This is a genomic window from Ruegeria sp. BG8 (genome assembly GCF_056538325.1).
In genome coordinates this window covers 20,398-34,027 of record NZ_JBQFSZ010000017.1, presented here as the reverse complement: position 1 = coordinate 34,027, position 13,630 = coordinate 20,398, and the positions used below count along the sequence as shown (strand labels likewise).

The window sequence follows — 13,630 nt, the reverse complement described above, 5'->3', positions numbered from 1 at the left end:
CGTGAAACGGCTCTTTCGCATTCGTTTGCTCCTTCAAAAGATTGAGCAAACTCTACATCACAACGAGCGAAGTTTCGGGGGCAGGTCAATGGGACCGAGGCAGGAACCGCACTCCCTAGGATCATCTGCTTGGATCTATTGACCGCTTTGTTGATCCGAGCGGCATTCGAGCACATCTCGCGGATTTTTACATCCACACAGGTCGCCTACTGGCCGATTCTGAACTGCTGACCCTGATGCCGCTGGTTGGCCACTGCTTCGGCATCCGCTCCGAGCGATGACTGTGCGAAGAGGTGTATCTAAACTTGGCAAATCGATGGTTCGGCCGCCTTGATCTCAATGAGCGTATCCTGGATCACTCGACGTTCTCCGAGAGCCGACAAGGACGTTTCCGCGCGAGTGAACTGCTGTGCCAACTTTTCGAGGTGACTGTTGCGCGGTACATCGAAAAAGGTCCGGTCAGAGGCAAGCGCGTTGCAATCGATGCCAGGTTGATCGAAGAGGATCCAAATAAACTCAACTCGACATCGAAGGATGATTGGGAGGTATCGCCCATAGACCCCACCGAAGCACCCGGTGCCATGCACGAGTATCTCGGCACATTAGATGGGGCAGAGTTCGGAGCTGCCATCAAGGGGTAACTCAAGTTCGCTTCACGTTCTGATCCCGCTAGCCAATAAACGGCTGCAGGCAAAGGGCCCGAATGCTCTGGCTATTTCTACAAATAGAAGAATGATGCTGAACCGCGTCAAGGCAAAGTTCGATCTGCATCCAGAGCGCCTGATCGCGTAGACGGCCTAGGGCACCGGGTTGCATCCGGGCTGATTGGTCGACCACAAGATCGCTCCGCAAGTCCCAGTCTTTGATTAGATCGGGCGCAACGATGGCACTTAGCCGAGGGTCGATTTCGAATGGGATGCAGAGAGCGATCAGTACATCAATCCAGAAGGCTAAGCCCTGAAGTAGTTCCGCTGAAACTATTCCGACCCGCGTCGAGGCCCAACCATCAAAGATACGGCACGCTATCGCGCCATAAAAGAAGTCTGTCAGGCCTTATCATCCAAAGCCAAGTGCTGTCCAAACGCTGATGCTCGCAAGATCAGCCGTGAACAAACTGAAGACGCCCGCCAGATCACTCGCAACCTCGCCAAGTCTCGCCAAACGACATCTCAATGAAGCTCAGGAAGGAAGTTGAAATGTTCTTCGCGCACCTCAATCGCAGCTTCGGGATGGGACGCTTCCGAATAGGTGGCTCACGCGGCGCAAATGGCGATTTTCTTCTAGCCGTCACCGCCCAGAACCTCACCGAATTGGCTAAGATCTTTCTTGTACCGCAGCAAACGCGAAAGGCCTGACCAGAATGGCGTTTGTCCCGTGTTCAGATCATCGCATCCTGTGTCAGCAATACGTTGTTTTTCAACGGAATAGGCCAATAGATAATCAGGGTTAGCTATCGATCTCTAGCCGAAAATGGTTGACTGAATCGAAAAAGTGGCTGCAGGAGCTTCTTGCAGAACTATAAAAATTGATCCAAGTAAGGAATCAGAAATTTGCATCAATTGTGTCAGACTATCGTCTCTCGACTTTCTCTGTAGCATGAGCTCATCTTGACAGGCATTATTCATGCCGCTCTGATGGCAAGGGGAGAGTAGTGAATGCATCGCAACATCCACAGATATTTAAACGAATACCATTTGTCATGCTCGGGTGACTTCGTGCATGCCAAGCAATTGGTTCCACTAAACGTTGACAAAGGCTGCGCGAAGGTAGCTTCGTGACAGCTGCGATGAAGGCATATGTCCGGCATGTGGACCGTGCCAACAGAATACTCGGGCGGATCATGATGTATGGCATCTTCGTCATGATGGCGATCCTGCTTTACTCGTCCGTGTCCAAGACCTTCTTTGTCCCCTCGCTTTGGACACTTGAAATGGCGCAATTCGCGATGGTGGCCTATTACATCCTTGGCGGCCCATACGCGATGCAGATGGGCGCGAATGTCCGCATGGACCTGCTGTACGGAGAGTGGTCGGACCGACGCAAAAGTCAGATCGATGTGATGACGGTGCTGTTTCTGATCGTCTATCTGGCCTTTCTGCTGTGGGGCGGCTGGGACAGTCTGATGTATTCGTTCCAATACGGGGGCGAGCGGTCCTCGTCCGCGTGGCGCCCTTATATCTGGCCCATCAAGACCATCATGGTGATCGGCATCTTTCTGATGCTGCTTCAGGCGATCTCAGAACTGTTCAAAGACATCTTACGATTGCAAGGCCATGACATGGGCCCAAAGGATGACGAGCCCGTGCATATGGCCCCCGAGGACCTTGAAGGAGGACACCGCGGGTGAGTTATGAACTGATCGCCGCGCTCATGTTCTCGACCATGATGCTGATGCTGCTGACCGGACAACGCGTCTTTGGTGCCATTGGGTTCGTTGCGGTGATTGCTGCGTTTTTCCTTTGGGGCGATCGGGGCGGGTATGATCTGGGCTTTGCAGCCGCGATCAAGGTGATGCGCTGGTATCCCCTGCTGACGCTGCCGATGTTCATCTTCATGGGCTATATCCTGTCCGAATCCCGGATTGCCGATGACCTCTACCGCATGTTCCACGTCTGGATGGGCGGGCTGTCTGGCGGGCTGGCTATCGGGACAATAGGCCTGATGGTCTTGATTTCGGCCATGAACGGATTGTCTGTGGCGGGGATGGCGATTGGGGCGACAATTGCTCTGCCTGAGTTGCTGAGACGTAACTACGACAAGCGCATGGTCACGGGCGTTATACAGGCCGGGTCCTCCCTTGGCATTCTTGTGCCGCCATCTGTGGTGCTGGTCCTCTACGCAATGATCGCGCGTCAACCGGTCGGGCAGCTTTGGCTGGCAGGCGTTGTTCCCGGCCTTATGATGGCAACTCTGTTCATCATCTATATCGCGATCCGCTGCCGCCTGAACCCATCGCTGGGCCCGGTGATGAGCGCCGAGGAACGCGCGCAGGTCACTTGGGGGGAAAAGCTGCGCTTGTTGGGGGCAGGTCTACTGCCTCTGGGCATCTTTGCGGTAATGATGGTGCCTTTCGTAAACGGCTGGACCTCGCTGGTTGAAAGCTCGGCCTTGGGGGCAATCGCAGCCTTTATGGCCGCGGTTCTGAAACGACGCATGACGTGGCAGGTCTTTGAAACCTCGGTCAAGCAGACGCTTGGGATCACCTGCATGTTCATGTGGATAATCCTCGCAGCACTTGCTTTCGGCGCAGTGTTTGACGGGCTGGGCGCGGTCAAAGCGATCGAAAACCTGTTCACGGTGCAGCTGGGCCTGAACCCGTGGATCATCTTGATCCTGATGCAGCTCAGTTTTCTTGTGATGGGTACTTTTCTGGACGACACCGCCATGCTGGTCATCGTCGCGCCACTTTATGTGCCGCTGGTCGGCGCGCTAGGGTTTGATCTGATCTGGTATGGGGTCCTTTATACGATTACCTGTCAGATCGCCTACATGACCCCGCCTTTCGGGTACAATCTGTTTTTAATGCGGGCGATGGCCCCGCCAGAGGTAACGATAGGAGATATCTACAGGTCCATCATCCCCTTTGTGGCAGTGATGGCATTGGCTTTGGGATTGGTGATGGCCTTTCCTGACATCGCATTGTGGCTTCCGGGCATCGTCTACGGAAACTGAGCACGTAAAGAACGAGAAACCGGGTCAACCGGATCAAGTTCAATGAACAGCACAGGAGAGGAAGACCATGACAACCAGACGCAGATTCTTGCGGACCGCCGCCTTAGCCGCACCAGCAACGCTTGCCGCGCCGGCTATCGTAAAAGCGCAAGCCCCCATCAAATGGCGGTTTCAGACCTACGCCGGTGGCGCGTTGGGCGAGCATGTTACCAAGCCCGCCATCGACTACATCAACGCCAATGCCAATGGTGAGCTGGAAATCGAGCTGTTCTTCGCAGATCAGATCGTGCCCACGGGCGAGCTGTTCCAGGCTCTGCAGCGTGGGACGATTGACGGTGTGCATTCGGACGATGACTCTATGGCCTCGCCGACACCGCTGCGTGTGTTCGGAGGGTACTTCCCATTTGCGACCAAACATATTCTCGACGTGCCGGTGCTGTTCAACCAATACGGGCTGGCCGATATCTGGCGCGATGAATACGCCAAGGTTGGCGTTCAGTGGTTGTCGGCTGCGGGGCAGGACCCCTGCAACTTCAACACCAAAAAGGAGATTACATCGGTTGCCGATCTGAATGGGTTGAAACTGTACACCTTCCCGACCGCTGGCCGTTTCCTGGCCAAGTTCGGCGTCGTACCGGTGAACATTCCATACGAGGATGCCGAGGTCGCTGTGCAAACCGGCGAGCTTGACGGCATGGCCTGGTCTGGCATCACCGAGGATTACACAGTGGGTTGGGCCGATGTGACCGACTATTTCCTGACCAACAACATCTCAGGCGCGTGGATCGGATCGTGGTTCGCCAATCAGGAGCGTTGGAACGAGTTGCCGGATCACCTCAAATCCATTGTGATGGCAGGTATCGAAGCAGGCCATACATACCGTAACCAGTGGTATTGGGGCGGTGAAGCGGCGCTACGTGCGAATGGCGACAAGCTGGAACTGAGGTCAGTACCGGCCTCGGAATGGGCTGAGGTCGAAAACGCGGCCAAAGAGTTCTGGGATGAGATCGCTCAGGAAGGAGAAGTCCACGAAAAAATCGTAGGAATCTTCCGGGAATACAATAGCGTCATTAACCAAGCCGGTGTCCCGTACAATTTCGAATGAGATAGATCGAAGTGGCCTCGAATAGAGGCCACTTCGCATTCGTTTCCACAAATTCTCACTAGCATAATCAATTAGGTTTCTAAGATATTGGGATGAACACGCATAGGTTACCCATTGGCGGCGATATTCATAATGTTCTGACAACGTAGCGGATTTTTTATGAGTTTTGGATTTGCGTAGGTCGCATTTTTTGTACTCTTGTGCTCAAAACCCCTTTTCAAGCCCAGATTTAATAGGCAAAGCAGTATCAGTGTTTTTCTTCATTAGAAGCAAAAGCTCGAAACCACTCTGGTAACCTAAGTGCGAATGACTGAGGTTTCGTTTTGTGGTTTCGGAATTAAAACCTCATTTTAACCCATATGGCTGTACGATGCTCTAAGTATGATGTTGAGGGTTACAATACCGAAAAGGCTTGCAACGCAAACAAAACGCATTTGCCCACCGGGAAATGGCCAATTATCGAACAAATCGAAAATGCGCGCCTCTGCTAATTTACTGCGCCTTGGCAAAAACAGAATTTATATCACTAAATCAGGGTGAACCGACAAAACCCGGGCAAACCATTAGGACCTTTTCTACTTGAATAACAAAGCACGTCCCTACGCTCTAATCAACTGACATCACTTCGCGAGGCCGGCATGACTTTATTGCACAATGGTAGAATTTGAATAATCGGCCAGGTCGCTTTGGGACTATTCATCGAAGTATGAAATTGCTCGATACGGGGTAAAAAATATCAGACGCGTAATTGAACCGCCGTGGTTCGGAGTAGGGTCAAGAAAATTGTCCGATTTTGTATGCAGCGGCTCGAAAACCTTCACGCGTCGCGCTTTATCAACGTTTCTGACGGCAATTCGCCAAAAAACAAGCGATAGTCTCGGGCGAATTGGCCCATGTGCCAGAACCCATGCTTGTTGGCAATGTCGGCGATTGATGTCGTGCGAGCCCCGTTCAGCAAGTCTTCGCGAACGCCATCCAATCGCAGTCGGATATAGTATGCCTTTGGGCCATAGCCGAAGCGTTCGTTGAAAGCGCGGTTCAGCGTACGCAGCGACGCGCCGGTTGCTGCACACAGGTCTTCGATGGAAACGGGCTCCAGCGCATTTTCGTTCATCATCTCCAGAGCCCGGTTAAGGGCGCGACGTCTGGTTTGGGCTGAACTCTTGTCCTGATGAATTGCGCTGCTGGTCAGGATGGTTAGTACTCTGAGCATCAATGCTTCTTCAACGTCTTCGCTCCAAGGCTCTTCCGAGTGCTTCAACAGGTTCGCGATTTCTTGCTCCAGCCAGTCCATTCTGCGTGCATTGCCATCAGAAATCTTTAGTCGCACCGCCGGACTTTCGCTTGCGATTGAGTACCCACAAGACTGGGCAAGCTTCTCAAAGCGTCGGGTGTCGAAAGAAACAACATTGCCAAAGAAACGTCCCGTCGAAACACCGTCGAAGCCATCTTTGTTCCCGAAAGACAGAAAGGCGTCGCTGCCGATATCGCAACCCTGCCACGAGGCTATTGTGCCGGTTCGCGAAATGCCGAATGTGCTCCACCCGTCGGGCGAGACGCCGCGTTGGTGAACCGCGCCGCTGAGCGAGATGTTCAAAACAGAACATGTCGGGCTAGAGCGCACTGCGATCTGCGTAGACAAAGGGCCGGGGTCCAGCTGCCGAAAATCCATTTCCCACGGCGTCATTGCTGCAAGATCATTGGGATGCATCAGGTCAAGCACCATCGCAGGAGAGGCCGTTTCAGCAGGGGTGGCATCGTATTTCTGCGGATTTGGCCGATTTTTGATGTGGTCCATTTCAGCATCCTGACAGTTTACCGGTAAAGAAAACAAACTGGAGGGGGGCTAAGTCAAGTGTCGCGCCAAGCTTCCAAGTCGCGCATGGGCCGACCACGCCTGCCAAATGCCGACGCCCGTTCCGAGAGGGTTGTGACCTTTGTCACCCCGCCCGAGTACCGACGCCTTACAGAACTGGCACATCAGTCCGAACAATCCTTGTCGGCCCAATGCCACGACCTTCTTGTTGAGGCGTTGCAAGACGTAACTAGCAACAGGAGAACCCGCAGTGACGATTAGTTTGAGATATGTAGCGGCAGCTACAACCATGTTTACTTTCCTGACCGGGACGCAGGTTCTAGCGCAAAGCGATCCAATTGTTCATGACGGCGAGTTCAGCTTCTTACGTGCTCAGTTTGGCGAGCAATGGGACGCACAGGATGCCGAGATCGACGCCAAACTGGCTGAGATTCGCGAAGCCAACGGGGGTAAGCCCCCGAATTTTTTGTATATTCTGATTGATGACATCAGCTTCGGCCAGATGGGCGAGCGTAAGATGAACTATGTGATGGGGATTGAGACGCCCAATATCAACGACTTTGCCCGCGAAGGTATGTCGCTGATGCGAATGTATACCGAACCGTCATGCACGCCCACGCGTACAGCCATGTTGACCGGTCGGCATCCCATTCGGGCCGGGGTTGAAGAAGTCAAAGTCGCTCTGGTTGGTGAGGGTCTGCCCGCAAGCGAGGTGACGCTTCCTGAGATATTGAAAGAGGCGGGCTATAACACATCGCACGTTGGCAAATGGCATCAGGGCGATATCGAAGAGGCCTATCCTCACAATCAGGGCTTTGACTACGCCGCCTTTCCGCTGCATCAGCAGGTGCAGCTAAGCCTGATGACCCGCGAAGCAATGCAGGCCAACAATATGTTGGGATATCACCCTTCGGGTCAGAACAACCAGTTTCTGCTGGATGAACGATTCAAGCCCTATGGCTTGGTGACCGGAGTTGAGGCCGAAGCAGGCGGGCCCGCGCGTGAGGTTGAAATGGCCCCGGGCGAAGAATGGACGCAAGCCAAATACGAAGAGATGAATGAACGCTATCAGGCGCAGGCGATGGAACAGCTTGAGCGCGTTGCGGCATTAGATGAGCCGTTCTTTCTGCAATACTGGCCTCTTTACCCGTTGAACTTTGTCTATCCTGATGAGGCCTTGTCGCGGAACGGTGGGTTTCATGCGGACAAGCTGCAGCTTTTGGATGAATGGATCGGAGATGTTCTGGCCAAGCTGGACGAGACGGGTGAGGCCGACAATACCATCGTTATGATCATGGCTGACAATGGTCTGATGTATCAGTTCGAAGGAACATCTGGCCTGAATCAGTTGATCTATCGCGGCGGCAAGACTCAACATCTGGAAGGCGGGGTGCGCACGGACGCGTTCATACGCTGGCCCGGTGTGATTGAAGCCGACAGTGCTGCGGGGGATATCTTCCACGTTTCAGATATCTACACGACGATCGCGCGCATTGCCGGGGCGACGGACTACATCCCACGTGACCGGGTGATTGACGGGGTCGACCAGACAGCATTGCTGCTGGAGGGCGAAGGCAATGGGCGGCGTGACTATGTTTACGTCTACGAAGGCCCCGTGCTGAGGTCGATCGTCAAACAGGAATTCAAGATGCATCTGCCTGCGCCGGGCGCACCGGGTGCTGCTGCGCCAACCTATAATGTCTATCGCGACCCGCGCGAAGAAAATCCGCTGGTTGGGTATTCACTGTGGGCCGGTGCCTCGTTCCAGGACATGGTCAAACGTCATCAAAAGATGATGGCGAAATATCCAAACTCGGAAATCGGCAAGGACATTCCTTATGGCGGGATTGAGAACTTGCGTCCCGAAAGCGAAGAGACGCGCGACGTGTTCATGAGCTGGCAATAAGCCATTCAGCCGGGCGCAGAGCTTGCACCTCTGCGCCTGCATTCAAACTTGAAATGTCACAAAGGCTCCGGAAATGAACAATACTTTTTTCGCCGGAAAAAAATGGCGGTTTACCGCAATCGCGTGTGCGCTTTGGGTTGGGTTTGCACCATCCGTCAGGGCCGATAACTCGACCTGGGACTTTACCGCCTACCTCTATCTCTGGGCGCCCGCCCTCAGTGGCGAAACAACAAACGGCACCAGCGTGGATGTCAGTTTCAGCGAGATTTTAGACAATCTGGACTTCGGACTGATGGGCGCTGTCGAAGCACGGCGCAGCAAATTCTCGGTCTTTGTCGACGCGCTGTACCTTAACCTGAGCAACGATCAGGATAGCGCAGTCGGTCCGGGTATTCCTGTATCCTCGGATGTTGATGTTGAGGGAACGGTATTTACGGCGTCGGTTGGGTACGATCTTATCGACACGTCAGACGCGCGCCTCGCGATCTTTGGTGGCGCAAGGAACCTTAATCTGGACAACACTGTTGATCTAGCCATCGCCGGGGGCTCGCAACGCGTGTCCGGCAATATCAACAACTGGGACGCTGTGGTCGGCCTGCGTGGAACACGCCAGTTCAATGACCGTTGGGGTATGTCCTATTACGCAGATATTGGCGGCGGAGAAAGCGACCTGACGACACAGCTTAGCCTTGCTGCAAATTACCGGATCAACAATTGGGATCTTGTGTTGGGGTATCGGTATCTCGATTGGAATATCGGAAATTCACAAGCCATTTCCGATTTGACCTTTGACGGCCCATTCGTTGGCGCACGGTTTGATTTCTGAGGTCGAAACGCGACCTTGTCTCGAGTTTAGCCAAACCCTTGTGGGTCGATCCTATCGCCGACTGAAGACCATCCGAAAGGTGATAACAAATGATTATCGCACGAGCCGCAACCATAGCTCTCGCCCTATGTGGGTTGGGAGTTGTTGATCAAATACAAGCCTCCGAAGATCGCGCCATCCCGATTGCAGGCGTGGCCAATACCAGGGACTTGGGCGGTTTGCAGACCAAAGACGGGCGCACGGTTCAAACCGGTCAGCTTTTTCGCTCGGGTGAGATTGATGGCATGGGGTCTGACGGCATGGCTCTTGTCGAGGGTCTAGGGGTCACGTCCATTGTCGATCTCAGAACCACGCTGGAATCGACTGCGAACCCTGTTCTGTGGCCAGATGGGCAGGGCCCTGAACGCTACAATTTTCCAGTTATGGAAAATGAGGCCCAAATGATCGAAGACATGCGCGCAAGTATCAAGTCAGGAACGGCGACCGAGGCGCAGACGGATACACTCTTTTTCGAGGCCTTCGGATACATTCCCATCGACTACACAACAGAGCTTCGCGCTTTGTTTGATGTCCTGATCGAGCAACCGGAAGGCGAAGCTGTACTGTATCACTGTTCAGGCGGAAAAGACAGAACCGGCGTTGCCACCGCATTGGTGCTAAGTGCCTTGGGTGTCACCCAAGAGGACATCAAGGCAGATTTCATGATGAGCAACGTTCTCAAGGATGCGGACAACGCGTCTGTGACAATAGCTGATCAAGTGAATGCTGAACACGGCACCAGCATGCCTCCCGAAGCGGTGTGGCCTTCGTTGGGTGTTCGAATGGGATACTTGGATAACTTCTATAAAAGTGTGAACGAGACTTACGGCTCGGTCGATAACTACCTGCATGAAGGCCTTGGGCTGACAGATCAGGATCTGGAAAAGCTGCGTAATAGATACTTGGACTAATCCGAAGCCAGCTGTGCTATCCGGGACTAAATGTGCTTTTTGTTAAGTAATCAGGGAGGCTAAGATGTTGCGTTTCATATTTTTCGTTGGATTTGCGATCGTTGGCATAGGGTGTTTTTCCAACGAGCAATCCGCATATGCAGAAAACCTTCTGGACAAGGTGACAAAGGGGGTTTCCGACGCAGCTAAAAAGGCAGGTGATGTCGCCGAGTCTGCAGGTGAGGCCGTTTTGGACACGACCAGCGGTTTGACCGCGCCCGAAATCGACAGTGCAGCGAACGCCGCACTGGATAAACTGTACAGCAGTTCACCTGAGGCCAGAGACTTATCCGAAGAAGCGATAGCCGTTCTGGTGTTTCCGAAAGTCACTTCAGGTGGCTTGGTCGTAGGGGGTCAGTTCGGCGAAGGTGCCATGCGAGAAAATGGAGCGACAAGCGGGTACTACAATATTGCGGGCGCCTCGTACGGGTTTCAGGCGGGAGTGCAGCAATTCTCATACGCGATGTTCTTTATGAATGACGCCGCACTCGAATACTTCCGCAACAACCACGGTTGGGAAGCGGGCACCGGCCCAACACTGGTTGGCGGTGACCAAGGCTGGTCTGCTTCCATGGGAACGAATGATCTACAAGGAGATATCGTTCCAGTGGTGTTTGGTCAGGAAGGGTTGATGGCAGGAACAAGTCTCAAGGGGACAAAGATCAGCAAGATTGATAAGTGAAGTGAGGGAGCAGAGCCCGTCCACAGCAGGATTGTCATAGGATTTTGGGTCAGCGGTTCTTAGAAATTCGATTACGCGGCAACGCTAGTACTAATTTTGGTTTCGCAGCGGATGTCACCGTCGTCTTCCGTTAACGGCGTTTCCTTGGTGCCATTCGGCGAAAAATGAGTTGGTTTCTTCAAAAATCAAACCACGCTTGCGCTTCAGCAGGTGATATTGAGTACGAGAGAATTTCTCATGTTTTTGGGAAGATTTGGTAGCGGAGGAGGGACTTGAACCCCCGACACGCGGATTATGATTTGGTCCGGGAACAGCCACAAGCCGCCTCAAGCCGCCACATACAACCACGTTAGCTTTTTGGCTTGGTTGGATGATATGCCCTCATACCTCCACGCGCCGCCACAAGCTGCAACATTCAACCACACACCTCTTTGTTACCCATACGCTACCCAAACTATAAAGCGGACATTGGTTTACAGCGCAGTAAACGACCGGTTCGAGCCCAACCCGGCCATCTCCGTTTTCTGCTGCGCGCGCACGCAGCGCGAAAATTGCTGCACCAGCTTGAAGTTCTACGCCGCCGCGCAGCGGGAAAATCGGTCATTCATGCCAGCCGCAGCAGAAACAAGAGGCTCAACGATACAGACCGGGACAAGGCGATTGGTTTGGAGCCGAGTGGATATGGTACACACTCGCTTCGCCGAACAAAGGCTGCCGAGATCTATCGCAAGACTGGCAACCTTCGCGCGGTGCAACTGCTCCTGCCGAGAAAGGACTCTTTGCGATGAAGCAGGAATTGTGGTCATTCACGTACGCAGCGAAAAGATACGAAGCGGCAGTAAACGCGCCGGGCTATAAGTATTCAGGTACTGTTGGAGTCCGTCGTTTCAACGGTTGATGCAATTACAGATCGAGCTGCGATAAAACACTGATCACCCTGAGCTGCTAAGTGGTGCCGTACTTCGCGTGAAGATTGGCGGCCAAAAGCTCTCTTGTGTAGCTGTGCTGTGGCGCACGCACGACGTCTTCGGTCAGGCCGGTTTCAACGATTTCACCATGGTACATGATCACCATTTTATCGGCCAGGTGCCGCACCACATGCAGGTTATGCGTGATGATCAGGATGGAAAGAGACATGGTTTCGCGCAGTTCGGCCAGCAGGTTGAAAATCTCTCCTTGGATCGACACATCCAGTCCTGCGGTAGGCTCATCCGCGATCACCAGTTTCGGGCGCAGCGCCAAGGCACGCGCCACACCGACACGGCGGGCCTGACCACCGGACATTTCGTGCGGATAGCGATCCACGAAATCCTCGCCCAGCCCCACCAGCTCAAGCAGCTTGATCGCCTCGCTCCGCAAGTCTTTGCCTTTGGCGCGGCCCGATACGATCAGCGGTTCAATCACGGACGTCCCAACCGGCATACGCGGACTCAGGCTGCCAATCGGATCTTGCAGCATCATGGCCATTTCAGTGCGAAACGGGCGCATTTCGCGCTGGCTGATGGACAGAAGGTCTGTGTGGTCGAACACGATCTCGCCACGCTGCGCAGGCACTAGGCGCATCACCGCCCGTGCCAGCGTAGACTTGCCCGACCCGCTTTCGCCAATCAATGCAACGGTTTCGCCCGGTGCAATGTCGAGTGAGGCATTCTGGACGGCGTCGACCCGACGCTCGGGTGTGCCACTCAGTAGATCGCCAATGCTGCGCGGCTTGCGAAAGGTGACGTCAAGATGCCGTATCGATAAGAGCGGTTTGGATTTATGATCAATGCGGGCGCGGTCATTTTCTGGATTTGCTAGCGATTTCAGGTCGAGATTCGACATGATCGGAAGGCGGCGGCACTTTTCCTCGATCCGCGAGGGATCACAGGACAACAGGTTGCGAGTATAGTCATCCGCCGGATTAGAGAAGACATCCGGTACTGTGCCGCTTTCGCGTACATCGCCATGAAACATGACCGTCACGTCATCACACAGTTCTTCCACAACGGTCAGATGATGCGTCACGAACAGCATCGCGCACCCGATCTCGTTTTGCAGGGTCTTGAGAAGCTCGACAATCTCTACTTCAAGCGTGGCATCCAGCGCAGTTGTCGCCTCGTCCGCGATCAGCAGTTTCGGGCGCGCCATGATCGCCATCGCGATACAGACCCGTTGCCTCTGACCACCTGACAATTCATGAGGATACATGCCCAGCCGCGCTTCCGCCTGGGGCATTTTCACCTTTTGCAACGCGTCAAGCGCTGTTGCCAGTTTTTCTGATCCGCTCTTATCGCTCCAATGCTGAATATCCCGCATCTGTTCGCCAATGCGCAGGGCCGGGTTCAGCGCGCTCATCGGGTCTTGGGACACATAGGATACATCCTGACCGCGCAGGGCCTGCCAGTCTTTGTTGGAGAGGGACAGCAAGTCACGCCCATCGAATTTCATGCTGCCTTGGGCGATGTTCGCGGCGGGCGGCAACAAGCCGATGATTGCGTTGGCCAAAGTGGATTTACCGGATCCACTTTCTCCGACCAGCCCCATGATGCGTCCGGCCCCGACCTGCATTGTCACAGATTTGACAGCTTCAACTGCACCAAAACGAATGGTCAGGTCCCGGATGTCGACGACAAGAGGAGGTATGCTCATGCT

Annotated in this window: 11 protein-coding genes and 1 pseudogene; 9 read left to right on the top strand and 3 right to left on the bottom strand. The window is 53.9% G+C overall.

All coding sequences use genetic code 11. The features are described from left to right. The coding region (locus ACR0DG_RS20965; protein ID WP_480707319.1) for a hypothetical protein at nt 1–197 on the bottom strand (197 nt) is incomplete at its 3' end. Between ACR0DG_RS20965 and ACR0DG_RS20960 the strand changes: the two are divergent. The 4 genes and pseudogenes from ACR0DG_RS20960 to ACR0DG_RS20945 form a co-directional block, all read left to right on the top strand. Continuing rightward, nucleotides 120–1,355, top strand: a pseudogene (locus ACR0DG_RS20960) (transposase); the annotation flags it as partial. The gene ACR0DG_RS20965 and the pseudogene ACR0DG_RS20960 overlap by 78 nt on opposite strands. Before the next feature lie 419 nt (nt 1,356–1,774). Further along, on the top strand, nt 1,775–2,347 hold the full coding sequence (locus ACR0DG_RS20955) for a TRAP transporter small permease subunit (RefSeq protein ID WP_480700375.1): 573 nt from the start codon (nt 1,775–1,777) through the stop codon (nt 2,345–2,347). Continuing rightward, nucleotides 2,344–3,672 (top strand): TRAP transporter large permease, encoded by a 1,329-nt coding sequence (locus ACR0DG_RS20950; RefSeq protein WP_480700376.1) that lies wholly within the window; start codon nt 2,344–2,346, stop codon nt 3,670–3,672. The genes ACR0DG_RS20955 and ACR0DG_RS20950 overlap by 4 nt, the downstream gene beginning before the upstream one ends. 67 nt (nt 3,673–3,739) lie before the next feature. Next, complete coding sequence (locus ACR0DG_RS20945) at nt 3,740–4,777, top strand: TRAP transporter substrate-binding protein (protein WP_480700377.1); 1,038 nt, start codon at nt 3,740–3,742, stop codon at nt 4,775–4,777. 817 nt (nt 4,778–5,594) lie between these two features. On the opposite strand, the gene ACR0DG_RS20940 is transcribed toward ACR0DG_RS20945, so the two are convergent. Beyond that, nucleotides 5,595–6,575: a helix-turn-helix domain-containing protein gene (locus tag ACR0DG_RS20940; protein ID WP_480700378.1), complete on the bottom strand. Its 981-nt coding sequence runs from the start codon at nt 6,573–6,575 to the stop codon at nt 5,595–5,597. A gap of 57 nt (nt 6,576–6,632) precedes the next feature. On the opposite strand from ACR0DG_RS20940, the gene ACR0DG_RS20935 reads away from it, so the two are divergent. From ACR0DG_RS20935 to ACR0DG_RS20915, 5 genes are all read left to right on the top strand, one after another. Then, nucleotides 6,633–6,854, top strand: a complete 222-nt coding sequence (locus tag ACR0DG_RS20935; RefSeq protein ID WP_480700379.1) for a hypothetical protein — start codon at nt 6,633–6,635, stop codon at nt 6,852–6,854. After that, a complete protein-coding gene (locus tag ACR0DG_RS20930; protein ID WP_480700380.1) occupies nt 6,844–8,499 on the top strand; it encodes a sulfatase-like hydrolase/transferase in 1,656 nt (551 codons plus the stop codon). Before ACR0DG_RS20935 ends, ACR0DG_RS20930 begins: the two co-directional genes overlap by 11 nt. A gap of 73 nt (nt 8,500–8,572) precedes the next feature. Continuing rightward, nucleotides 8,573–9,325 carry a porin family protein gene (locus ACR0DG_RS20925; protein ID WP_480700381.1) on the top strand — a complete coding sequence of 251 codons (753 nt, stop codon included), beginning with the start codon at nt 8,573–8,575 and terminating at the stop codon, nt 9,323–9,325. Between the two features lie 89 nt (nt 9,326–9,414). Continuing rightward, complete coding sequence (locus ACR0DG_RS20920) at nt 9,415–10,275, top strand: tyrosine-protein phosphatase (protein ID WP_480700382.1); 861 nt, start codon at nt 9,415–9,417, stop codon at nt 10,273–10,275. A gap of 64 nt (nt 10,276–10,339) precedes the next feature. Next, nucleotides 10,340–10,996 carry a lipid-binding SYLF domain-containing protein gene (locus ACR0DG_RS20915; RefSeq protein ID WP_480700383.1) on the top strand — a complete coding sequence of 219 codons (657 nt, stop codon included), beginning with the start codon at nt 10,340–10,342 and terminating at the stop codon, nt 10,994–10,996. A 945-nt stretch (nt 10,997–11,941) separates the two neighbouring features. On the opposite strand, the gene ACR0DG_RS20910 is transcribed toward ACR0DG_RS20915, so the two are convergent. After that, complete coding sequence (locus ACR0DG_RS20910; protein WP_480700384.1) at nt 11,942–13,627, bottom strand: dipeptide ABC transporter ATP-binding protein; 1,686 nt, start codon at nt 13,625–13,627, stop codon at nt 11,942–11,944. Nucleotides 13,628–13,630 lie beyond the last annotated feature (3 nt).